General features: G+C 71.7%; 21 protein-coding genes and 2 pseudogenes. 11 read left to right on the top strand and 12 right to left on the bottom strand.

Annotation, left to right across the window (positions count from 1 at the left end; all coding sequences use genetic code 11):
- Positions 1-125 precede the first annotated feature (125 nt).
- Both V1633_RS05985 and V1633_RS05980 read right to left on the bottom strand, forming a co-directional pair.
- The gene (locus tag V1633_RS05985; protein WP_331213170.1) at positions 126-695 is read right to left on the bottom strand and encodes a S26 family signal peptidase; all 570 of its coding nucleotides are present in this window, start codon (positions 693-695) and stop codon (positions 126-128) included.
- 125 nt (positions 696-820) lie between these two features.
- Positions 821-1,804, bottom strand: coding sequence for a DUF4034 domain-containing protein (locus V1633_RS05980; RefSeq protein ID WP_331213169.1), 984 nt, complete (start codon positions 1,802-1,804; stop codon positions 821-823).
- A gap of 129 nt (positions 1,805-1,933) precedes the next feature.
- Here V1633_RS05980 and V1633_RS05975 point away from each other — a divergent pair, with 129 nt between their 5' ends.
- Complete coding sequence (locus tag V1633_RS05975; protein ID WP_331213168.1) at positions 1,934-2,503, top strand: hypothetical protein; 570 nt, start codon at positions 1,934-1,936, stop codon at positions 2,501-2,503.
- Between the two features lie 16 nt (positions 2,504-2,519).
- On the opposite strand, the gene V1633_RS05970 is transcribed toward V1633_RS05975, so the two are convergent.
- Positions 2,520-2,792, bottom strand: a complete 273-nt coding sequence (locus tag V1633_RS05970; RefSeq protein WP_331213167.1) for a CBS domain-containing protein — start codon at positions 2,790-2,792, stop codon at positions 2,520-2,522.
- Positions 2,793-3,005: 213 nt separating this feature from the next.
- Between V1633_RS05970 and V1633_RS05965 the strand changes: the two genes are divergently transcribed.
- Complete coding sequence (locus V1633_RS05965; RefSeq protein WP_331213166.1) at positions 3,006-3,575, top strand: hypothetical protein; 570 nt, start codon at positions 3,006-3,008, stop codon at positions 3,573-3,575.
- A 215-nt stretch (positions 3,576-3,790) separates the two neighbouring features.
- Positions 3,791-4,752, top strand: a pseudogene (locus V1633_RS05960) (Acg family FMN-binding oxidoreductase).
- 75 nt (positions 4,753-4,827) lie between these two features.
- On the opposite strand, the gene V1633_RS05955 reads toward V1633_RS05960, so the two are convergent.
- Positions 4,828-6,897 carry an MMPL family transporter gene (locus V1633_RS05955; protein WP_331213165.1) on the bottom strand — a complete coding sequence of 690 codons (2,070 nt, stop codon included), beginning with the start codon at positions 6,895-6,897 and terminating at the stop codon, positions 4,828-4,830.
- Positions 6,898-6,989: 92 nt separating this feature from the next.
- Here V1633_RS05955 and V1633_RS05950 point away from each other — a divergent pair, with 92 nt between their 5' ends.
- A complete protein-coding gene (locus V1633_RS05950) occupies positions 6,990-7,493 on the top strand; it encodes a MarR family winged helix-turn-helix transcriptional regulator (protein ID WP_331213164.1) in 504 nt (167 codons plus the stop codon).
- 27 nt (positions 7,494-7,520) lie between these two features.
- On the opposite strand, the gene V1633_RS05945 is transcribed toward V1633_RS05950, so the two are convergent.
- The 6 genes from V1633_RS05945 to V1633_RS05920 all read right to left on the bottom strand — a co-directional run bounded on the left by V1633_RS05945 (position 7,521) and on the right by V1633_RS05920 (position 12,499).
- On the bottom strand, positions 7,521-7,976 hold the full coding sequence (locus tag V1633_RS05945) for an NUDIX hydrolase (protein ID WP_331213163.1): 456 nt from the start codon (positions 7,974-7,976) through the stop codon (positions 7,521-7,523).
- Between the two features lie 117 nt (positions 7,977-8,093).
- Positions 8,094-9,083, bottom strand: a complete 990-nt coding sequence (locus tag V1633_RS05940; protein WP_331213162.1) for a nitroreductase family protein — start codon at positions 9,081-9,083, stop codon at positions 8,094-8,096.
- A complete protein-coding gene (locus V1633_RS05935; protein ID WP_331213161.1) occupies positions 9,084-10,172 on the bottom strand; it encodes a GNAT family N-acetyltransferase in 1,089 nt (362 codons plus the stop codon).
- Complete coding sequence (locus tag V1633_RS05930; RefSeq protein WP_331213160.1) at positions 10,169-10,609, bottom strand: DUF4188 domain-containing protein; 441 nt, start codon at positions 10,607-10,609, stop codon at positions 10,169-10,171. Before V1633_RS05930 ends, V1633_RS05935 begins: the two co-directional genes overlap by 4 nt.
- Positions 10,610-10,612: 3 nt before the next feature.
- Complete coding sequence (locus tag V1633_RS05925; protein ID WP_331213159.1) at positions 10,613-12,190, bottom strand: phenylacetate--CoA ligase family protein; 1,578 nt, start codon at positions 12,188-12,190, stop codon at positions 10,613-10,615.
- A gap of 84 nt (positions 12,191-12,274) precedes the next feature.
- On the bottom strand, positions 12,275-12,499 hold the full coding sequence (locus tag V1633_RS05920; RefSeq protein ID WP_331213158.1) for a DUF2188 domain-containing protein: 225 nt from the start codon (positions 12,497-12,499) through the stop codon (positions 12,275-12,277).
- A gap of 188 nt (positions 12,500-12,687) precedes the next feature.
- Here V1633_RS05920 and V1633_RS05915 point away from each other — a divergent pair, with 188 nt between their 5' ends.
- Positions 12,688-13,332 carry a DNA alkylation repair protein gene (locus tag V1633_RS05915; RefSeq protein WP_331213181.1) on the top strand — a complete coding sequence of 215 codons (645 nt, stop codon included), beginning with the start codon at positions 12,688-12,690 and terminating at the stop codon, positions 13,330-13,332.
- Between the two features lie 94 nt (positions 13,333-13,426).
- Complete coding sequence (locus V1633_RS05910) at positions 13,427-14,011, top strand: DUF1707 SHOCT-like domain-containing protein (protein WP_331213157.1); 585 nt, start codon at positions 13,427-13,429, stop codon at positions 14,009-14,011.
- A gap of 168 nt (positions 14,012-14,179) precedes the next feature.
- Here V1633_RS05910 and V1633_RS05905 read toward each other — a convergent pair whose 3' ends face one another.
- Both V1633_RS05905 and V1633_RS36915 read right to left on the bottom strand, forming a co-directional pair.
- Positions 14,180-16,255: a glycoside hydrolase family 36 protein gene (locus V1633_RS05905; RefSeq protein ID WP_331213156.1), complete on the bottom strand. Its 2,076-nt coding sequence runs from the start codon at positions 16,253-16,255 to the stop codon at positions 14,180-14,182.
- A gap of 70 nt (positions 16,256-16,325) precedes the next feature.
- A pseudogene (locus tag V1633_RS36915) lies at positions 16,326-16,550 on the bottom strand (class II D-tagatose-bisphosphate aldolase non-catalytic subunit); the annotation flags it as partial.
- Positions 16,551-16,788: 238 nt separating this feature from the next.
- Here V1633_RS36915 and V1633_RS05900 point away from each other — a divergent pair.
- From V1633_RS05900 to V1633_RS05880, 5 genes are all read left to right on the top strand, one after another.
- On the top strand, positions 16,789-17,556 hold the full coding sequence (locus V1633_RS05900; protein WP_331213155.1) for a GntR family transcriptional regulator: 768 nt from the start codon (positions 16,789-16,791) through the stop codon (positions 17,554-17,556).
- 424 nt (positions 17,557-17,980) lie between these two features.
- Positions 17,981-19,282 (top strand): D-tagatose-bisphosphate aldolase, class II, non-catalytic subunit, encoded by a 1,302-nt coding sequence (locus tag V1633_RS05895; RefSeq protein WP_331213154.1) that lies wholly within the window; start codon positions 17,981-17,983, stop codon positions 19,280-19,282.
- Entirely contained in the window at positions 19,279-20,526 is a 1,248-nt protein-coding gene (locus V1633_RS05890) for an SIS domain-containing protein (RefSeq protein ID WP_331213153.1), read from the top strand. The genes V1633_RS05895 and V1633_RS05890 overlap by 4 nt, the downstream gene beginning before the upstream one ends.
- Positions 20,527-20,531: 5 nt before the next feature.
- Positions 20,532-21,509, top strand: a complete 978-nt coding sequence (locus V1633_RS05885) for an N-acetylglucosamine kinase (protein ID WP_331213152.1) — start codon at positions 20,532-20,534, stop codon at positions 21,507-21,509.
- 10 nt (positions 21,510-21,519) lie between these two features.
- Entirely contained in the window at positions 21,520-22,485 is a 966-nt protein-coding gene (locus tag V1633_RS05880) for a DMT family transporter (RefSeq protein WP_331213151.1), read from the top strand.
- Positions 22,486-22,640 lie beyond the last annotated feature (155 nt).

Genomic DNA, 22,640 nt, shown 5'->3' with positions numbered 1-22,640 from the left:
AACGTATCAGCGTCGATCACTTCGTCGGGGTCCCAGTTGACGAATCGCCGATAGCCCCCGGTGGCCCTCTTTTCAGGGCAAGATCCGATACTCCGGGCTGTCAGCCGCGACGCGCGGCACGTCGCTCAGATGCGGCGGAGCACGGCACCGAGGAGCCGGTCGGCGGTCACGTAGCCGTAGTGGCGCGAGTCGTAGCTGAACCCTCGGTTGTCGCCGATCGCCACCAGGCGGCCCGGCGGCACCACCTCGTCGTCGAGCACGGCCAGCGCCGGTCCCGCGTCGCGCGGCACCGGGTCACCCGGCAGCGCGATCGCCCGTTTGATCAGCCACCCTTCGGCCGTGTCCACCCTCCGCAGGTCCGGCACCTGCGGTGGTGGCACCGGCGACGTGTCCGGGTGCGGTGGGTCCGGCCAGCCCGGCCGGCTCGGCGGGGTCGGTTCCGACAGGTCCGGTCGGGTCGGCGGACGGGACGGTGCCGGTATCTCGGCGAAGACCACCAGGTCTCCGGTACGTAGCGCGGCCAACCGGCGACGGCGGACCAGCACCCGGTCACCCTCGTGCAACGACGGCTCCATGCTCGGGCCGCGTACCGTCACCACCACGAACCGGCGGCGCAGTACGGCGATGCCGACCGCCACCGCCACCGCGCACCCTGCCGCGACGGCGAGTACGCCGAACCACGCTCCGTCCACCATCGGGCATCACTGTAGTGGCCGGTCGGGTGTGCCGGCTCGCGGTGATCCGACGCCGTCGATCCGGTGGCCGGGTGATCCGACGCCGTCGATCCGGTGGCCGGACGGCGGACCCGACGACGGCCGAATCAGTCGCGGTTCTCGTACACCCAGTCCCGGCCCGCGACGAAGGCCCTGACCGGGTTGCCGCAGTACTGCCACGGCCACTCGGTGACCTGGTCGCCGAGCAGGTCGAAGACCTGCCCGGCGGCGTTGAACGCGCCGGCCTTCTCCAAGCCCATCGCGAACGTGTTCGCCCGGGGAAGCCAACCGAAGCCGGGCGTGAAGGCGGGGTGGAGGATGGACTTCTCCGCCGCGGCGACGATCTCCGCGCGGACCTCCGGGGAGCTGATGTACTCGTCGTCCTCCCCGCGCGGCAGCGACAGCCACTTCTCGATGTGCGCGACGACGACCAGTTCCGGCAGGAGGTTGCCGTCCGGTGCGGCGGCGGTGGCCTCCCGGGCGAATTCGAACATCTGCTCGTCGCTGCCGAACCACTTCGCGCAGAGGTACTGCAGCCGCTGCTCGTGCGCGAGGAGGTGGGTCGGGTGCCGCTTCACCACCTCGTCGAACCGGCCAGCGGCCTCGACGGCGTCGACCTGGCGCCCCCGCGACGACATCACCAACCAGGCCCGCGCGGTGACGTCGTCGGGATCCCGGTCCACGACCTCGTCCAACAGGTTCTCGGCGAACCTCAACCGGCGGAAGAACTCCCGGAACTGGTCCTTACCGGTGTGCTCGGCACGCTGCGCCCCTCTGGCCTGCCAGGCCCAGAACACCGCGTGACAGCCGCGCACCAGGACCGGAAGGGTCGAATCCGGCTCGGCGTCGACCCACTCGCCGATCCAGTCCTGCACGCCGTCGACGTCGCCGACGCTCGCGACCAGGTGGGCCCGGGTGTCCGGATCAGTGGCGGCGGTCAGGACGTCCCGGGCCGTACGCCAGTCCCGGCCGTTCATCGCGTCGATGAGGGTCCGCGCCCGCGGGTCGCCCTGCGCCGGGTCGACGACCAGGCCGGGTTCGGAACCGGCGACGGCGCCGGACTGCTGCCGGCGCCTTCTGAACGGCCACATGTGATCTCCCCTCCCGGTCCTGGCGGGTGATCCTAGAGGGATGGTCCGACGGCCGTCAGGGCAACCGTCCGACGGTCACCGGACGTGTACCCTACCCAGCATTCCGTCACGCCAACGCTGGTAGGGATCATGAGCGGCGGTCACCGGCCCACCTTCAAGACGTCGATTTTCCTGAGCTATCCCAAGCCGTGCATGAACCAGCAGCAGAGGTTCATCGACCGGCTCTGCGACCATCTGGACAACCGGGGCTTCGCGCCCCGCACCCTCGGCGTCACCGACTACGACATGGACGCGCCGCTCAAGGCAATCCGGCGGCTGATGCGCGAGTCGAACGGGCTGATCACGGTCGCCTTCCGCCGCACGTACGTCGAACACGCGGTGGCCAACCACCGGACCGACCTGACCGGCCGGACGAGCTACGACCTGCGGGACGTGTGGTTCACCAGTCCCTGGTCGCACATCGAGCCCGCCATGGCGTACCAACTGGGTCTGCCGATCCTGATCCTCAAGGAGAGCAAGGTCGTCGCGGACGGCCTCCTCGAACGCGGGGTCGTCGGGACGTACCTGCCGGAGTTCAACGTGGAGGACCCCGCCGAGGAGTATCTGGAGTCGCCGGAGTGGCGACAGCTGATCGGGCAGTGGGAGGGCCAGGTCCGTCAGGTGGTCGACCGTAAGGGCAACCCGCCGCAGCTCTACTGAACGACGGGTCGACCCGTCAGGCGACGCCGGTGACGATGGACCGCCTGGACCGGTACTCGGCGAGCCGGCTGTCGTCGACGTGCCGTTCGGGCGGCTGCCCGAGGATCTCGACCTTGTGCAGCAGGTCCCCCTGGGACACCACGCCGAGCACCCGGCCGACATCGTCCACCACCGGTACGGCGGCGATCTCCCGGCCGGCGAGCACATCGACGATCTCCCGGTACGGGGTGTTCTCCCGGACCGTCGCGACGTCGGTGCTCATCACGTCACCCACCTGCCACGTTCTCATCACGACCTCCTTCACGGTCTCGGACTCACCGTAGGAGCCGGACGGCGCGGCTGGTCAGAGCCGGACGACCGCTGTCCCAGGGGGTCGAAGGTCCCGACAGACCCGGACCGTCGACCTGTCGAGCCACGGACCGACGCCTCTGCCGCCGAACCGGCCCGGGACGTGGAATTGATGTGGGCCCGGACGAGGACCTGCGAATCGACACGAAGGGACGTGGCAGCCATGATCGCGACGGCAGACCGGGACACCGCACGGACCACCGCTCCGGCGGTCACCCACCAACCCGCCGAGGCGGCCGCGCCGAAGGCGGCCCGGTACGTCTGGGCCGGTGTAAGGCTGGCGCTGGGGTGGACCTTCCTGTGGGCCTTCGTCGACAAGGTCTTCGGGCTCGGCTTCGCCACCCCGGAGGGCAAGGGCTGGCTCGACGGCGGCAGCCCGACCAGGGGCTTCCTCACCGGAGCCGAGGGTCCGTTCGCCGGCTTCTACCACAACCTCGCCGGCACGGCCTTCGCCAACTGGGCGTTCATGCTCGGCCTGCTCGGCATCGGCGTGGCACTGACCCTCGGCATCGGCATGCGGATCGCCGCGGCCGCCGGAGCCCTGCTGTACGTGATGATGTGGTCGGTCGCGCTTCCCCCACAGACCAACCCGTTCCTGGACGAGCACCTCATCTTCGCCGCGGTCCTCGCCGGACTGGCGCTGGTCGGGGCCGGCGGGACGCTGGGGTTCGGCGCGTACTGGGCGAGGCTGCCGATCGTGCGGCGACTGCCCTGGCTGAGGTAGCAGCCGACGGCGGGGACCTGGGCGCCGCCGGTGCGGTGCCCGGGTACCCGCCGCTGCGCCTCGCCGGTACCACCGGCCGAGGCGGACGAGCCCGGCCGAGGCGGACGGGACCGCCCGGACCCAGCCGGTCAGGACGTGCGGCCCGGTGCGTGCCGGGAGACCGACGACAGCCCCGGGGTGGCCACCAGCTGGAAGAGCCGATTCGGAGGAACGCCGTGAGCAGCAGTCCCGCGTACACCCATGCTGACCTGTGCGGGGCCGCGTCTGCGGCGATCCGGGCGCCGTCCCTGCACAACAGCCAGCCGTGGCGCTTCCGACTGCGCGACGGGGGCATCGAGGTACTCGTCGACCCTCGGCGGCGGCTGCCCGTCGGTGACCCCGCCGGCTGGGCGGCCCGGATCGGCTGCGGGGCGGCGGTCTTCAACCTCCGGCTCGCGCTGGCCGTCGCCGGCACGCCCGCCGAGGTACGGCTACAGCCCGGTCCGGCGGAGGAGATGGTGGTGGCCCGCCTCACGCCAGGGCGGCCCCGGCCCGCCACCCCTGCCGAACAGGCGCTCCACGCGGCCATCCCGCGCCGGCACAGCAACCGCGCGCCGTTCTGGCCGAATCCCGTCCCCGCCGACGTACGGTGGCGGCTGCGCGAAGCGGCCCGGGTCGAGGACGCCTGGCTGGAACTGGTCATCGGCCCCGCCGCGGTCAGCGCCGTCGCCGAGATCGCGAACGGCGCCAACCGTGTCCTCGACCGCGACCCCGCCTACTGGATCCGGCACCGCGAGGCGTCCGACGGCGTAGCGGTCACCGCCGGCGGCCCTGTCGGCGAGCCGCAGGACCTGCTACCGCAGCGACCTTTCGGTGTGCGTACCCGTGCGCCGGGCCGCGACTTCGAACCCGAACCACTCGTCGCCGTCCTCGGTACGCCGGGCGACACCGTCGCCGACCAGCTCACCGCCGGACAGGCGATGCAACGGGTGCTGCTCACCGCCACCGACGAGCGCCTCGCCGCATCGCTACTCTCCCAACCCATCGAGGTACCCGCCGCGCGAACAGCTCCGGCTGGCCCTTGGCCGCTACGGCGCCCCACAGATCGTGCTGCGCATCGGGTACGGCCAGCCCGGCTGGCCCACCCCCCCGCCGCGACATCACCGACGTCATCGACACCGGACCCGGAAGGCCGTGACCGGACCACGACCCGCGGCCCGCTCCCCCGACCACGCCGTCCTCCGCGCCGTGCCGGCCTCGCGGCGTCCCCGCCTCACCGGGACGCATCCTGGGCGCCGGGCCGGGACGGCCACCAGAACCGTTCTCCGAGCAGCAGCGCGACTGCCGGCACGACGAGGGTACGGACCAGCAGCGTGTCGAGCAGTACCCCGATGCCGACGATCACGCCGAGCTGGGTGAGCACGATGACAGGCAGTACGCCGAGTACGGTGAAGACCGCCGCCAGCAGGACACCCGCCGACGTGATGACCCCGCCGGTGGCCGACAACGCGCGCAGCGTTCCCGACCGGGTGTCGCCCCGGGCCGTGGTCTCCTCCCGTGCCCGGCTGACCAGGAAGATGTTGTAGTCCACGCCGAGTGCGACCAGGAACAGGAATGCCAGCAGTGGCACGTTCGAGGCGAGAGCGGGGATGTCGAGCGCGGCAAGGGCCAGGTTGGCCGCGCCGAGGCTGGCGGCGAAACTCACCACCACGGTCAGCAACAGCAGCAGCGGCCCGACAACGGAGCGCAGCAGGGCGATCAGGACGAGCAGCACCACAGCCAGCACCAGAGGCGCGACCACGAGGTTGTCGCGGGCGTTGGCCTCGCGCTGGTCGAGGTCCGCTGCTGGTGCTCCGCCCACCAGCGCGTCCGCTCCCGCCACCTCGGCCAGGCGGTCGCGCAGCGCCGTGACGGTGCGATCGGCTGCTGGCGTACCGGATTCGGCGGACAGCTGCACGGGGAGCAGGGTGAGCTGGCCGTCGGTGGAGGGCTCGGGCCGGCCGACGGTCGCCACGCCCGGGTTCTGACCGACCACGGCGGCGGCCTGTTCGGCGGTGGCTGTGCTGGTAACGATCATCGCGGGCTGGGCCGCGCCGGCGGGGAAGTGCCGGGCCAGGGTCTGCTGGGCCTCGACCGACTCGACCCTGGTCCGGAACTGCTCGGTCTGCGAGAGCCCGATCGTGGTGGTGAGCAGTCCGGTGCTCAGTGCCGCGAGGATGAGGCCGGCGGCGACGAGCACGGCGACGGGACGCCGGCCGACCAGTTGGGCGATGCGGGCCCACAACCCGGATTCGCTGGCATCGGCGCTGCCGACGCTGGGCACCACCGGCCAGAAGGCGCCGCGGGGCAGGAAGGCCAGGGCGGCGGGCAGCACCACGAGCCCGAACAGCAGGGCCACGCCGACCCCGGCCGCGGCGGCGATGCCCAGGGTGCGGTTGCTGGTGAGCACCGCGAAGACGAGGGTGAGCAGGGCGAGGATGACGGTGCCGGCACTGCCTGTGATGGCCGGCCCGGCGGCGCGTACGGCGGTGGCCAGCGCCGCCCGGCGGTCCGGCGTACCCCGCAACTCCTCGCGGTAGCGGGAGATGAGCAGCAGCGCGTAGTCGGTGCCGGCGCCGAAGACGAGGACCGAGACGATGCCGGCGATCGAGGCGTCGGTGGGTTCGCCGATCAGGTGCCCCAGCCACGGCAGCAGTTTGGCGACGAGTTGGTCGCCGAGGCCGATGACGGCCAGCGGGACGATCCACAGGATGGGGCTGCGGTACGTCACCAGCAGCAGCAGCGCGACGATCGTCGCGGTGGCGGCCAGCAGGGTGACGTCCGCTCCCTCGAACGCGGCCGAGATGTCGCGACCGAAGGCCGCACCGCCGGTGACCTGGGCTACGAGGCCGTCGGGAAGCGCGGCGGCGTCCGCGCGCAGTACCGCGCGCACCTGGTCGACCGTGCTGTTGCGGGTGTTGTCGTCGAGGTCCGGGGTCAGCGGGAGGATCAGCAGTGCGGCCTGCCCGTCGTCGGCGTAGCGGATCGGTGGCGGGGTGACGACGTTGTCCTGGCCGGCGAGGGTTCCGCGCGCCGCGTCGAGGGCCTGGCGGTCGGCGGGGGTCAGTGCCGCGTCGGTCCGCTCGAACACGACGATGGCCGATTCGGCGCGGCCGCTGGGGAAGCGGTCCATCAGCTCCGTGACGCGGGTTGACTGCTTACCCTCGGGCAGCCCGTCGGCGGGACCAGCCGGGGGCTGGGCCGGGCTGGTGAGGAAGGCCAGTGTGGAGAGGGCCAGGGTGACCAGCAGGACGATTCCCGCACCGGGTCGGCTGGTGATCCAGCTGGCGAGACGCGTACCCATGGTCTGTGGGCTCCTCTTCGTTGACGGCGGGCTGCCCACCGCACATTTCGATTGTCGAATTATTCGATAAGCGAAATGGTATGGTCGCCCCCATGACAGGGCAACCGGAGCCCTCGGATCGGGCGGCGGCGCTGGACGAGGTCACCAGCGCACTGCGGGCCAGCACCGTGGAGAGCGACGTCCTCGTGGACGTCTTCGCCCGCGCGCACGGACTGGGCCGCAGCGACCTCAACGCCGTGATGTGGATCGCCACCGGCGCCCAGGCCGGGCGGCCGCTCACCGCGGGCGAACTCGCGGCCCGGCTCGGCCTCGGCGCCCCGGCCACCTCGTCCCTGATCGACCGGCTGGAAGCCGCCGGGCACGTGGAACGGGTCCGGAACTCGGCCGACCGCCGACGCGTCACGCTCGCCATGCGCGAGCCCGCGTTGCGGATGGCCCGTGACTTCTTCCGCCCCCTGGCGAGCCGGATGGAGCAGGCCGTCCATGACCTTCCGGTCAGCGACCTGCTGATCGCGGCCGAGGTGATCCGGCGCATGACCGACGCCATCGTCGACGCCCGCGAGGCGGCCCAACGTTCCCGCGCCACGGACTCGTGACACCGGCTCGTCGACAGGGTCCGTCGGTCAGCGCCGGTCCGACTCGACGTACCGGGTCACGCCGTCGGCCCGGGCCCGCAGCACCTCGGTCAGCAGTGCCCGCCGCGGCTCCGACAGCAGCGACCGGGCCCGCTCCGGCGGGAAGAAGCCGTGACCGGCGAGTTCGTCAGGATCACACACGATCGCCGCCTGCTGGTCCGGCGCCAGCACGCCGCCGTCGAAGACGAAGAAGAGCGTGCCGTCCGGGCCCTCCGCCGTCCAGGCGACCAGGAGCGGCGACCCAATCCGCACGTCGAGCCCGAGTTCCTCACGTACCTCCCGGCGGCAGGCCGCCCGGGGACTCTCACCGGCGTCGACGCCACCGCCCGGCAGGTTCCAGAACTCCTTGTAGGTCGGGTCCACCAGCAGGATCCGACCGTCGTGGTCGAAGATCGCCGCACCGGACGAGGCCCGTGGCCGAGCGGGTGTGCTGTGCGTGGTCACGTTCCCCTCACCCACACCCCCGGCGTCGTGGACGGTACGGCCGGCTGCCGCCATGCTACGGCGACCGGCGCCCGCCAGCACCGTCGATTGAGGTCAACGGCCGGGTGCCGGACGGCGTCAGCCGGGGGCGTGCCGGGTGTCGTCGAGGCGGCGCGCCGATCGGGGCGCCGGACCGGACGGCCGGCCGACCCGGGCGACGTGGAGCAGCCTGTCCGGCGCCACGCCCAGCAGCGAGCCCAGCGCGGCACGGGTGGCGGGCGCGTCGATGAGCTGGCTCAGCGGATGCGCCGCCAGCCCGGCCGCGTGCAGGGTCAGCCAGGTACGCATCAACACCCGGCCGAACCCGACCCGGGCCACGTCGTCCATCCCGGACGGGCCGACCAGGACAAGAACGGTGCCGCCGAGGGCGAGCGGGTCGCCGGCGGCGGTGGCGAGCAGCCGGGGCAGCCCCACCCGCCGCAACACCGGGTACGCCGCCAGCGCCGCCCGCAGTCCGGTCGCCTCGGCCCGGGACAGCCCCAGGCAGCGATCGGTGAGCCCGTCGGCGTGGTAGTCCGGGTGCCCCGGGGTGAGCCGCAGCCACGACCGCAGCTCGGCGACGACCGCCGGGTCGGCGTACAGGTGCCGGTCCGCGGCCCGGATCAGCCGTCCCCACCGACCGGCCTCCGGTACGACCCGGGCCGTGCCGCCCGCCCGCCGCGCGACCGTGTCGACGGCCGCGACCAGCTCGGCGTCCGGCCCGGCCGAGAACCGGCCCCGGTGGGTACGGCGACCGCGCACCTGCGCCGCGTCGAACGGGGTGTCGTAGCGGTGCCGGGACGGCCGCAGCCAGCCCACCCGCCGGTCCTCGGCGTCGTGGTCCGCGACGTACTCCAGCCGCAGGCCGGCGTCGGCCGCGACGACCAGACAGGTCTCGACAAACGCGCCCAGGGACAGCCACAGGTCCCGACCGGACGGGTCCGCCGCCGGCAGGGTGTCCGCCGGTTCCCAGCCCACCCGGATCGCCCCGGCCCGGTGGTCGAGCCGCCACGGTTGGGTGTTGTGCGCGCTCGGCGCCCGCCAGCAGAGCGGCTCCAGCGCCCGGAACGCCGCCACGTCCACGTCCATCTACAGCGCCTTCTCGTAGAAGGTGTACCCGTGCGACGGCCGGCCGCCCAGGGCCCGGAACTGCGCGGCCGAGGCCGGGTTGTCCCGTCCGACGTACGTGCTGCGCAGCGTGGTGTAGCCGCCGGCGTGCAGGTTACGGCGCAGTTCGGCGGAGAGCAGCCGCTGGTAGCCGCACCCCTGGTGCTCCGGCCGTACCCCCTTGACGATCAGTACCGCCTCCCGCCGGTACCGCCGCCGGGTCGCCAGCAGCCGGAGCTGGTTGACCAGGTGGAGGTCGCCCCGGACCCGGACCACGAACTCGCTGATGTCGGGTACGCACAACACGAACGCCACCGGCCGTCCGCCCCGGGTCAGGTAGAGCAGCAACGACTCGTCGAGCAGGTACGCCAGCCCGTCGGTCTGCCGGCGCAGCTGCTCGGCCGAGATCTCGGTGTAGTAGCCGAGCTGGGCGAACGACGCGTTCAGCAGGTCCCGCAGCAGGTCGAGCTGATCGTCCAGCCGTCGGACGTCGCCCCGGTGCACCCGCAGCTCCGGGTCGTCGGCGACCGGATCGGATCCGACCGGTGCGGGCGTCACCGGACAGATCCAGGTGTCCGACTCGAACCTGCGGTGGAAGCCGTACGACTCGTAGGCGGCCACGTACCTCGGCGGGTTGTAGGCGCTGTCGATGAATCCCCGGTCGGCGTATCCGGAGGTGATGACCCCGCCGGACTGGTTGGGCAACAGGGCGACCGGACCGAACAGCAGGTCCCGGTCACCCGCCGCCCGGCCGGCCGCGCTGACCGCCTCGAACAGGGGTTCCGCCGCCGTTTCGGTGAACTCGGTCAGCCCGAACAGCTGGCACCGCCGGCCGAGCCTGGCGTCGAAGGCGGGATCGGTGTGCAGCGTGGTCCGTGCCACCACGAGCCCGGTGTCGTCCCGGAGCACGTACATCGGTACGCCGTCGCGCCACCAGCGCCGGACCTGCTGGCGCAGCGGCGGTACGAAGCGCGGCTCGTCCGCGTACAGCCGGTCGGTGAGCGCGAGGAAGTCCCGCAGGCCGCGCCGGTCGACGACCCGTTCCAGCCGGGTCGTCACGCCGGCGGTCACCGCCGCACCGCCGGCCCGGTCGACTCCGTGCCCAGCGGGGTGAAGGTCGGGATGTGCGCCATCCCGGTCGACTCGGCCCGCCACAGCCCGTTGGAGTAGCCGTCGGGGTCGGCGGTGTAGAGCCGGATGTAGCCGGCCGTCGCGTTCCGGGTGCCGTCGGTGACCCACATCATCAGCCGGCGGTGGTGCCGGGACCGGGCGAACCGCAGCATCGCGTCCCGGTCGGCGAAGAACGCGATCGTGCCGAGGGTGAACGGGAACTCCCAGTAGACGGTGTGCCAGCGGTATCCGGACATCCGCTTCAGGTCGCGGACCATCCGGAGCCAGACCGGCCAGAGCCGGAGAATCGCCAACGGGCTGCGGTACCGGGTCGCGCCGATGAACATCGCGCCGGCCCGGGCCTGCGCCGGGGCGCGGGAGAAATCACGGGTACGCATGCCTCAACCCATCAGGTAGACGTTTTTGATCTTCTGCTGTCCGGCGAACGGGCCGGTCCCCGGCTCGTGCAGTTCGACCCGCAGCTCACCCGCGCCCGGGTCCTCGGTCAACGACTGCGCGAAGTCGCGGGAGACCGCCGCGAGGTGCCGCCGCACCCCGGTCCGACAGGCCGTGGCGAGGGCGTCCCGGGCCGGTCCGGCCAGCGGGCGGCGCAGTTCGAGGTGGATCACCGGCCGGGTCTCCAGCGCCGCGTCCTCGACCAGCGCGAGACAGAACCGGCTGATCTCGGCCGCGTGCGGGTTCCCCGCGTACAGGCCGTACTCGACGTCCTGGGGATAGAGGTTGGCGCCGAGGTAGGAGACCGTCGAGTCGCGGCGGCCGTAGAGCAGCAGCACGGGCAGGCTCATCCGCTCGCTGGCCAGCGCCGCCCGGCACCCGGCCCAGCGCTCCGGATCGCCGCGGACCAGGTCCACGATCCTCCGGTACGGCAGCAGCACCGCCTCGTCGCCGACGTTGTACCGCAGCCGGGGCTGGAGCACGTCCAGGCTGGTCACCGTACAGAGCAGTTCGCGCCGTTCGTTGGTCTCCAGGTAGGTGGCCAACGGGTTGTACTGGAACACCATCGGCAGCCGCTGCTCGTCGGCGCCGAGCAGGGTCGCCCGGAGTTCCGGGTCGGTCCGGAGCCGACGTCGCAGCCACACCGTGAAGGCGGTCTCCGCGCCGATCCCGATGGTCAGGTCGGAGGCGCCGTACGCCGACCGTACCCGGACGAACCGCTCCTCCAGGTAACCGCGCAGCGCCTCGGTCATCCCCTCTCCGCCGCAGCTGGCCGAGATGCGGTAGTCCGACCAGGGGAAGCCGTCGGCGTCGAGCCGGTCCCGCAGGTGCTTCAGGAACGGCGGGTACGCGGTCACCAGGTAGTCGTGGTCCGGGCCGAACTCGCGGAGCGTGTCGATGATCTTGCCGAGGTCGGGTCCGGTGTTCTTCACCACCGCGATCCGGGCCATCGCGGCACCGGTGGTCGTCCCGGTCGCCCAGGCACCCATCGAGTACGCGTTGATCACAAACGGCCGGCGCATCGGAAAAACCAGGCTGGTGTAGCCGGCGATGTCCTGGTGCACCGCGCGCAGCTCCCGCTCGCCGCGCGGCCAGTTGAACGGACGACCCGACGAGCCGGCCGACTCGTCGACCACCACGCCCCGGCCCGGAAGCCGGCCGCCCCAGCAACGCCGGGCGGCGTCGTGGATTACGACGTAGTTCTCCTTGTCCGTCTCCGGAAAGTCGGCGAGTCGACGGCGTCGCCCGCCGGGCCGGGCACCCAGGAAGGCGCGGTACGCCGGAACGTCCAGCGCGGCCAACTCACAGACCGCACGCGCGGCCGCCGCCGCGAGCCGGTCGAGCACCGGGTGGTGCCACCCGGCCAGCCACCGCCAGCCGGCCGGGTGGCGTCGGGCGAGGCCGAACACGGCCCCCCGTAGCCGGCCGGCGAGTGACAGACGGGCCCGACGCCACCGTTCGCCGACGGTCAGGCCCGGTGACGCTACGGTCGAAGGACCGCAGTGGTGCAGCGTCTCGGTCATCCCAGCAGTCTGGGCGGCGCCGGCCGGGCCGACCTGAGCCGTCGCACCGGTCAGGTACTGAGTATCCGGGCCCAGCCGGGCCGGTCAGCCCTGCGGGGGGTAGGGGTCGTCCCGGTAGGTGTACTCGGTCTCGATCTGACCGTCGGCCTTGTGCACGACCAACTGACTGGGCAGGGCCCCCTTCGCGGCCTTGCGCCCCTGCTCGATCGCCTGGTCCTTGGTGTCGTAGGTGCCGGTGACAGTGGACCCCTTCTCCACCGCCCATCGACCATCGGCCGGTACCACGTGATACTCGCTGCGGGTCGACACCAACATCGCCTCCTTCAGGTGTGGGACATCCGGTCTCCTCTCCGCTACCCGGACATCCGTCATCTTCAAACGCTTGACGTCACGAGCCGACGGCGGCCGCCTTCCGCCGTAGGCTGCTTCTCGCAGGTGACGGACAGGAGGCTGAGGTGGCCGGGACGACGCTGACCGGGACGACGCTGACCGAGGTGATGGCCGAACTGGCCGAACTGGAGGACCCGAGGACACGCGAGGTGAACGCGAGGCACGGTGACGATCACGGTGTGAACCTCGGCAAGCTGCGCGCGCTCGCGAAGCGGCTCAGGACCCAGCAGGACCTCGCCCGCCAGCTCTGGCAGACCGGCGACACCGCGGCGAGACTGCTGGCGCTCCTGGTATGCCGCCCGAAGGCGTTCGGGCGCGCCGAGTTGGACACCATGCTGCGCGAGGCGCGTACCCCCAAGGTGCACGACTGGCTGGTGAACTACGTGGTGAAGAAGAGTCCGCACGCCGAGGAGCTGCGCCTGGCGTGGTCCGCCGATCCGGATCCGGTGGTCGCCAGTGCCGGCTGGGCGCTGACCACCGAACGCGTGGCGAAGCGGCCGGAGGGCCTCGACCTCGCGCGGCTGCTCGACGTCGTCGAGGCGGAGCTGCGCGGCGCCCCGGATCGGCTGCAGTGGGCGATGAACCACTGCCTGGCCCAGATCGGGATCACCCACGCCGAGCACCGGGCCCGGGCGATCGACATCGGCGAGCGCCTGGAAGTACTCAAGGACTATCCGACCTCACCGGGCTGTACGTCCCCGTACGCGCCCACCTGGATCGCCGAGATGGTGCGTCGGCAGCACGACGGGTAGACCCGGTGGCCGGCAGGCGAATCAGAGATCAGCTTCCCGGCTGCCGGCGGCCCACCTTCGACACCTGCCCGCCCCCGGCCGTAGAGTCGGTCGGGTGAGTGGCGATGTGGTGCCGTCACGGCGGGAGATGCGCATCTCCGACGCCGACCGGGAGAGTGTGTTCGCCCAGTTGAACGCCGCGGTCGGCGAGGGCCGGCTGACGTTGCCGGAGTTCGAGGACCGCGTCGACGGCGTGCTGCGGGCCCGCACCTACGGTGAGATGGAGCCCTTTGTCGCCGATCTGCCGGCCGCCGCGCCGGCGGTCACCCCGGGCGACGTCGTCGAACTGAACAGTCACGCCGGGCAGATCCGGCGCACCGGCCGCTGGGCGGTACCCCGACGACTCGTCGTGCGGAGCATGGCCGGCTCGGTCAAGCTCGACCTCCGACACGCCGTGATCAGCCACCCGGTGGTGGAGATCGAGCTGTCCACCCAGGCCGGCTCGACGGTCATCGTGCTGCCCCGGGAGGCGACGGCCAACATCGACCAGGTCACCACCAGCGCCGGTACGGCCTCGCTCAAGGTCCCGTCGGTACCCTGGCCAGGCTCGACCGCCCCGCACATCGTCATCACCGGCAGTACCGCCGCCGGCACCCTGCTGGTGCGTTACGAACGCCGCTTCTGGCGCTGGCGCTGGTAGTGCCGCGCCCGGGCGGGTGCCGCCCCGCGATCCGCGGGATCGGGAGCCCGGCCGGCCCGACGCCGGACCCTGTCGTCGAGGACGGCCGCGAGGCTCCGGTGTCCCGGGATCGTCCTGCTCGACGAACCCGCACCGAAGACCTCGCGGCCCGGTTGTCACCCCGTCAGCTCAGCCGATCGGCTCCGCCACGACGAGCTGGAACTTCTCGAAGCTCAGCCGCACCGTGTTGTGCCTGGCGTCGACGGTGCCGAGGGCGACGCCGTTGAACGGGTCGGTCAGGCGGTACCTGGACCGGCCCAGACCGCGCAACTCGACCGCCCCGTCCCACTGGTCGGCGTAGAAGGCGTAGTGCAGGGCTCCGTCCTTGGTCACCACGTGCGCCTCGGGCTTGTCGAACCCGATGTCGTACAGCTCGCCCCGGTACTCGCCGGTGGGCAGCAGGTTCTCGTTGTACAACTCCACCCACCTGCGCCAGAGAGCCTCCTTCTCCGGGGTCAGCAGGGTGTCGTTGTCCGGGCCCGCCGGGTAGGTGAACTTGGTCGACAGGACGGCCCCCACGCCGTAGCTGGACGCGAAGTCGTCGCCGTTGTCGCTCAGTTCGACATGGTCGCCGGCGTAACTGGCGCCCTGGCCCATCAGCGCCTTCATCGTCTTGCCCTTGGTCCGGACCTGGTACGACGAGGTCGGGTCCGAGCCCGGGTACTGGTCGATGTAGGGCAGGTTGTGGAAGGCGAAGGCGGTGCCGCAGGGGCACAGCTCGATCACCGCGTTGGGGTTCGTCTCGTGCGCGGCCTCGTACACCGCCTTCCAGAACCGTGCCAGGCCCTCGGTCGACTCCTCGGGCCGGGCGTGCCCGTGCGCCGGGTTGTAGCAGGGTGTGACGCCGTTGAGGTGCTGGCCGTCGATCTTGAGCCCTTCATAGCCCCAGTCGCCGATGAACCTCTTCACCTGCCGGACGAAGTAGTCCACGGTCGGCTGGTACGCCGGGCACAGGGTGTAGGCGTCCCACCAGGTCACTTCCTGCTTGTTGCCGTCGCGGTCCAGCAGGAGCATGTCGGGGCGGGCCTTGAACAGGTTGCTCCCGGGGTCCGCCGCCAGCGGGGCCCACCACAGCCGCGCCCGCATGCCGGCGTCCCGGATCCGCTTGGTGAAGGCGCGCATGTCCGCTTCGCCGCCCGGGAACTTCTGCGGGTTGAGGTCCCAGTCGCCCTCGTTGGTCTGCCAGCCGTCGTCGAGCACGGCCCACTTGAGGCCGATCTCCCGCACCTTGGGAAGCGTTCCGACGACCTGCTCGACGGTGAACTCGCGCTCGTATCCCCAGGCGCACCAGATGGCTTCGAAGGCCGGTGCCGGCGTCTTGGGGGCGCGCAGGCCGATGTCGCTCATGTAGTCGCGGTAGCGCTGGAGCGGCACGAAGTGGTCGCCCGGGTGGGCCGTCAGGAACGTGGTGTCGGTGGTGAGCTCCTGACCGGGCTTCAGGGTACGGGCGGCGTCGCCTTCGACGGCGATGCTCGCTCCGTTGGCCGTCCGGCGAACCGGCAGTCGCAGGATCCGCGCCACGGGTTCGACGTGCCCGACCGAGAGACCGCCACCGGAACGCCAGACGGACGCCATCGGCGTACCGCCGCCGTAGTCGGAGGAGTCCATACCCAGCGAGTTCTTCTGGTCGAACCCGTCCGTCACCGGCTGCACCCAGTCGCGCCGGTCCTCATAGGTGGTACCCGAGAAGGTGTAGAAGCCGCCGGCCCGGTCGAGGAGTTCGTGGGCTCCGCTGCGCCACCCGGTGACCTTCAGCGCGGCACCGGACCGGTTGGTGTAGGTCACCTTCATCACGATCATCCCGGTCAGGCGCTGGAACGAGGTCAGTTCGACCGTCTTCCGTACGCCGGTCCCGGAGTCGCCCCGGATGGTGACCTGGACACCCGCGCCGTGCCGGGGATGCCTGGTCTTGCGGGTCTCGTGTCCGCGGTAGGTGAAGTCGTCGATCGTCGTGCCGCCGACCAGCAGTGTTTCGCTGGCGTCGAAGCGCGTGAGGTTGACGTCCTTCAGGGCCACCCGACTGCGCAGCTTGTCGTCGAACTCCACCCTGATGGAGGTGTCACCGACGCCGACGACGTCGGAATCACGGTGCGGTGCGGCGGCTGCGGGTGTGGCGCCCACAGCCGTGGTCACGGCGGGGACCGCGGCCAGGCCGGCGCCTCCCAGTGCCACCGTCAACACGGTCCGCCGCTTCATGTTGGTCATGTCAGACTCCCTTCGGGCTCTTTGCGCAGCTCACGACCGGGCCGCGCCGTTTGCTCGCCGCTGTGGATCATCAAGATCGGGTCACCTCGCACGTGCCGATCCGTGCTGCGGGGTCGAAGACGAGGTCACGGAGATCCGACGGCTGCATGCCCGGGTGGCCGCGAGCTGGTCGACCTGGTTCGACGTCGCATCCATCCAGCAGCGGGACGGCACCGTCCAAGGACTGCGACGCCGCCGCCTCGATCACCACTGGATGCACAGAGCAGACCAAGGGGAAACCAACTGCCGACCCGGCACGCTGGCGGCGACGAGGTCGAGCAGAAGCTCACCCATGGAGCGTTCCCCATTTCGCTGCGGATGGTCTGCTCGACGACGGTAGGTGGTATACTCTTGGCTTGTCAATGGTCGGTTGCCGGCAGTTTTTGGTTTGGTAACCCCGGCCTGGGTCGAGGCGGTGGACCGCCTGCCGACGCCGGGCCGACGGATCGACGGAACTGGTATGGTCGCCTGGTATGACTGTTGCGAGGACGCGGATGCCACGTGGCCTGTTCGCCGACGACGCGCTTCCGCTGTACGAGCGCACGGCCAAGCAGCTACTCGATGACCTGCGCGCCACCGCCGCCCGCACGGGCGACCGGCTCCCCTCCGAGCGCGCGCTGGCGACCCGGTACGCCGTCTCCCGCGTGACGCTGCGCGCCGCCCTCGCCGATCTGGAATCGCGGGGCATCGTGCGCCCGTCGTCGACGCGCGGGTGGTTCGTCGCCGACCTCGACCAGTTCCCTGACCCGGCGACGGCGTCCACCGAGGCGACCCCCCAGGTGCAGGGCCTCGCCGACTTCGCCCGGGTCAACGGCCTGACGCCGAGCAGCCGGGTGCTGTCCGCGACGGTTCGCCCGGCTACGGTGTCCGAGGCCGAGGACCTCCGCATCGCCCCCGGCGCCGACCTCTTCGAGCTCCACCGACTGCGCTTCCTCGACGACCTGCTGGTCGTGCTCGAGCACAACCGGCTCCCGCTGGCGGTCTGTCCGGCCCTGGCCGAGACCGACTTCAACACCGCCTCGCTGTACGCCACCCTGCGCGCGGCGGACCCGCCCCAGACGCCGCGCGTCGCCGACTACGCGTGCGAAGCCCGTCACCCGACGGCACGGGAGATCGAGCTGTTCGAGATCAGCGAGACCATGCCGATGCTCGTCGCGACCACCCTGACCTTCAACCAGGCGGGCCGCCCGATAGAGCTGACCACCCAGGTCTACCGGGGGGACCGCTACCGCTTCCGCGCCTCCATCACCAATCGGGCCTGATCAGCGACCAGCCCGTTGAGGTAGCGCAGCCGCCGCGTCCGGTGGCTCCGGGGCCGTACGGCCTCCGCTCCACCGTGGGCCCCAAAAATTTCCCCGCACCGCGCCCGCCGCCGGACCGGCCCGGCCGCCTGCCGCCACGTGCTCAGCCAACCCCGGCACGACGTGCCCGGGACGACCGGCCGTCGCCGGCTGCCGGACGACCGGCCGTCGCCGGCTGTACGACGTCAGACCGGTGTGGGACGACGCCGTCCCGGTGCCGAGGTGACGATGCCCTGACGGTCCGCCGGTGGCGGTGGACGGTGGGCAGGAGCCCGGCCGACCCGAGGTATACCAATTTACATACCAACTAGACAGTAGCCGGCCAGAGGGAATACCAGTAGGGTCCGTTACCAACCGTGGAACAGCGAGGAGAAGGAACCGCCCCGTGAGTAACCCGCTCGACACCGTCGTCGCCCTGCACAAGCAGGGGGAACCGGTCGGCGTCACGTCGATCTGCTCCGCCCATCCGCTGGTCCTGCAGGCCGCGATGGCCCAGGCCCGGGAAGACGGCGACCTGGTGTTGATCGAGGCGACCTCGAACCAGGTCGACCAGGACGGTGGCTACACCGGCATGCGACCGGCGGACTTCCGCGACCTGGTCCACCGCGCCGCCGACCAGGCGGGACTGCCTCGGGAGCGGGTGGTGCTCGGCGGCGACCACCTGGGCCCCAACCGGTGGCGTTCGTTGCCCGCGGAGCAGGCCATGGCGCGCGTCGACGTGCTCGTCGCGGCGTACGTCGAGGCCGGCTTCACCAAAATCCACCTGGACTGCAGCTACCCCTGCGCGGACGACCGGACCCCGTTGACCGACGAGGTGATGGCCAGCCGCGCCGCCCGCATGCTCGCCGTCGCCGAGAAGACCGCCGCCGCGACCGGGCGGGCCGGGGAACTCCGGTACGTCATCGGCACCGAGGTCCCGGTTCCCGGCGGAGCCGAGGAGACCATCGAGGACCTGCTGCCCACCACCGCCGAGTCGGCCGGCAGCACCCTGGCCCGGCACCGCGCGGCCTTCGCCGAACAGGGCCTCGACCACGTGTGGCCGCAGGTGATGGCCCTGGTCGTCCAGCCGGGCGTCGAGTTCGACCACCTCCGGGTCGTGGACTACGACCGGGAGCGCACCAAGGACCTGCAGCGGGTCCTGGACGACGAGCCGACGATGGTCTTCGAGGCCCACTCCACGGACTACCAGACCGTCCCGCGACTCGTCGCCCTGGTCGAGGACCACTGGGCCGTACTCAAGGTCGGGCCCGGCCTGACCTTCGCGCTGCGGGAGGCCCTGTTCGCGCTGGCCGCGATCGAGGCCGAGCTCGTCGCGGAACAGGACCGCTCGAACCTGCCGGAGGTGGTCGAGCGACGGATGCGCGCCGAGCCCGGGTACTGGGCGAAGTACTACACCGGCGACGCCGCCGAGCAGCGCCTCGCCCGGCGGTACAGCTACAGCGACCGGATGCGCTACTACTGGCCCGACCCGGAGATCCAGGCCGCCGAGCAGCGCCTGCTGGGCAACCTGACCGACCGGGGCATCCCGCTGCCGCTGCTCAGCCAGTACCTGCCCGACCAGTACCAGCGGGTCCGCGACGGCACCCTCGGCAACCAGCCCGTCGAACTCGTCCTCGACCGCATCCGCGACGTCCTGCGCGGCTACCGCCACGCGGTCACCCCCTCGGAACGGCGGCGGGCAGCATGAGCACCCTTCTCGGCCACGACCTCGACGACCTGCGCCAGCGCGGAGCCCTCGACACCAGTCGCGAGATCGCGCAGCAACCGGCCGTGTGGCGCCAGATCGGCCGGCTGGCGGCGGAGTCGGGCTCAGCCACCACCGCGTTCCTGAAGCCGCTGCTCGAACGACCTGACCTGCGGATCGTCCTCACCGGCGCGGGCACCTCCGCGTACGTCGGCGAGGTGCTGGCACCGACGCTGCGCCGGAGGCTGGGCCGCCGGGTGGACGCCGTCCCCACCACCGACATCGTGGCCGACCCGCTGGCCTGCTTCGCCGAGGACGTCCCGACGCTGCTGGTGTCGTTCGCCCGCTCCGGCGACAGCCCGGAGAGTGTCACCGCCACCGAGCTGGCCAGCCAGGTGCTGACCGACTGCTGGCACCTGGTGGTCACCTGCAACGAGCACGGCCGGCTCGCCGCCCGGCACACCGACCCGTCCAGCGCGCACGTGCTGCTGCTGCCCGAAGCCGCCAACGACCGGGGCTTCGCGATGACCTCCAGCTTCACCGGCATGGTGCTGGCCGCCCTGCTGGCCCTCGGCGGCCCCGACGAGGAACTGGTGGAGCGACTCGCCACCGCCGCCGAGCAGATCCTGGCCACCCGGCCGGCCGCGGCGGCCGACCTCGCCGCCCGCGGCTACTCCCGGATCGTCTACCTCGGCAGCGGCATCCTGCACGGCGCGGCCCGGGAATCCGCCCTGAAGGTCCTCGAACTGACCGCCGGCCGCGTGGTGGCCATGGCCGAGTCCGCGCTGGCCTTCCGACACGGACCGAAATCCGTGCTCAACGACCAGACCCTGGTCGTCAGCTACGAGTCCAACGACCCCTACACCAGCCAGTACGACCGGGACATGGTGGCCGAGCTGCTGCGGGTGGTCCCGGAGCGGAACCTTGTCGCCGTCACCGGCCAGGCCGGGCACCTGGCCAGGCCCGACGCCTGGACACTGCCCGGCATCGAGGACGTGGACGACGCCGCGCTGGCGCTGCCCGCCGTGATCTGCGCGCAGTTGATCGGCCTGCACTTCTCCCTGGCGCTCGGGCTCACCCCCGACAACCCCTTCCCCGGCGGGGAGGTCAACCGGGTCGTCCAGGGCGCGATCATGCACCCGCTGCCCGCCAGCGTGCGGCCAGGCCAGCAACAGGTCCGGATCAGGGCCGTCCCGGCCCGGACGGGCGACAGAGCTGACGTCAGCAGTGGCGCCAGGCGGAGGTGAGACGAATGTTCCTCGGCGTGGACGGCGGCGGTACCAAGACCGCCTTCTGCCTACTGCGGTCGGACGGCGTGGTGGTGGCCCAGGCCACGACCGCGAGCAGCTACTACTTCAGCGAAGGCATCGACCTGGTGACCCGCGTCCTCAAGGAGGGCGTCGGCGCGGTCTGCGCGACGGCCGGCATCACCCCGGCCGACGTCGACTTCGGATTCTTCGGGATCCCGACCTACGGCGAGGTCAGCGGCGACGTCGCCGCCCTCGACGCGGCGCCACGGGAGGTCCTCGGCCACGACCGGTACCGGGTCGACAACGACATGCTCTGCGGCTGGGCCGGCTCGCTGGGCGCCGCGGACGGCATCAACGTGATCAGCGGCACCGGGTCGATGACCTACGGTGAACGTGCCGGTCAGGGGCTGCGCGTCGGCGGCTGGAGCGAACTGTTCGGCGACGAGGGTTCGGCGTACTGGATCGCCATCCGTGGCCTGCAGGCGTTCTCCCGGATGAGCGACGGTCGACAGCCCGCCGGCCCGCTGCTGGCTGTGCTGCGCGACCACCTGGCGCTCTCCGCGGACCTGGATCTGATCGACATCGTGCTGAACCGGTGGCACGGTGACCGGGGCGAGATCGCCGCGCTGAGCCCACTGGTCACCCACGCCGCCGACCAGGGCGACGAGGCGGCCGCGGCGATCCTCGCCGAGGCGGCCCGGGAACTCGCGCACCTGGTGGAGACCACCCGTCGTCGACTCGGCTACCCCGTCGGGGAGCGGGTGCTGGTCTCCTACTCCGGCGGCACCTTCAACGCACCGCAGGTGCGCGAGGCGTTCCGACAGCACCTGAACACCCTGCACGACGGGTACGACCTCCGTCAGCCCAGGTATTCACCGGTCGTCGGCGCGGCGCTCTACGCCGCGAAGCAGGCCGGCCGTCCGATGAGCGCCGACGCGCTCGAGCGTCTCCAAACCACCCCCACCGCCACCGCCGCCTGAGGAGGCGCAGATGCCAATGACCTTTTCCCGCATCAGCCGCAGCTGGATCCCGTACGCGGGTCTGCTCGTGCTGTTCTGGGGCGTCTGGGGAGCCTTCTCCGCCGTCCCGACCAGTGACTACGGCTACCCCGACGGCATGGTCTACGTCGTCTGGTCCCTCACCATGATCATTCCAGCTGTCGCCGCGCTGCGGGGCAACCGGCTGGACCGCCGTCCGATCGCCGCCGTCTACGGACTGCTGGTCGGCCTGACCGGCGCCGGCGGCCAGCTGCTGCTGTTCAAGGCGCTCACCATCGGCCCGGCCTACCTGATCTTCCCGCTGATCGCGCTGTCTCCGGCGATCACCGTGCTGATGGCCACCGCGCTGCTGCGGGAACGCATCCCGCGGCTCGCCGTGGTCGGTGTGATCGCCGCGCTGATCGCGGTCGTGCTGTTCAGCGTCAGCGACGGCGACGGTTCCGCCACCGGTGGACTGTGGCTGGTGCTGGCCATCCTGATCTGCGTCGCCTGGGGTGTGCAGGCCTACTTCATGCGTAAGGCGGCCACGGTCGGCGTCAACGACGCCACCACCTTCACCTGGATGACGATCAGTGGTCTGCTGCTGGTGCCGGTCGCCATCTGGATGGCCGGCGGCCTGGCGCTGGACGCGCCCTGGCAGGCGCCGACCCTCGCCGCGGTCACCCAGCTGCTCAACGCCGTCGGCGCGCTGTTCCTGGTGATGGCGTTCAGCCGGGGCAAGGCCTCGATCGTGGCCCCCACGACGAACGCCCTGGCGCCCGTGCTGACCGTGGTCCTCTCCCTGATCGTCTACCAGAAGGTGCCGTCGGTCTACGCCACCATCGGCATCGTGCTCGCCATCGTCGGGTCCACCCTGATGGTCTACGCCGACGAGAAGCGCGGCGAGGCCGCGGCGGCGAACACGGCCGGCCCGGTCACGCTCGACCGGGGTGGCGCGCCGGACGTCGCCGTCCCGTAACCACCAGCCTGATCCCGGCGGCCGCCGGTGGTCTGCTGGTGGCGTTGGTGGCCGGGAGCACCGTCGGGCTCGGCTTCAGCCCCGACCCCGGTACGGTCGGGCTGCTGCTCGCCCTCGGCATCGGGCCGACGGCGGTGGCGTACCTGCTGTACTTC

The organism is Plantactinospora sonchi, assembly GCF_036422035.1.
GTDB classification, from domain to species: domain Bacteria; phylum Actinomycetota; class Actinomycetes; order Mycobacteriales; family Micromonosporaceae; genus Plantactinospora; species Plantactinospora sonchi.
This window is presented reverse-complemented; position numbering and strand designations above follow the sequence as displayed.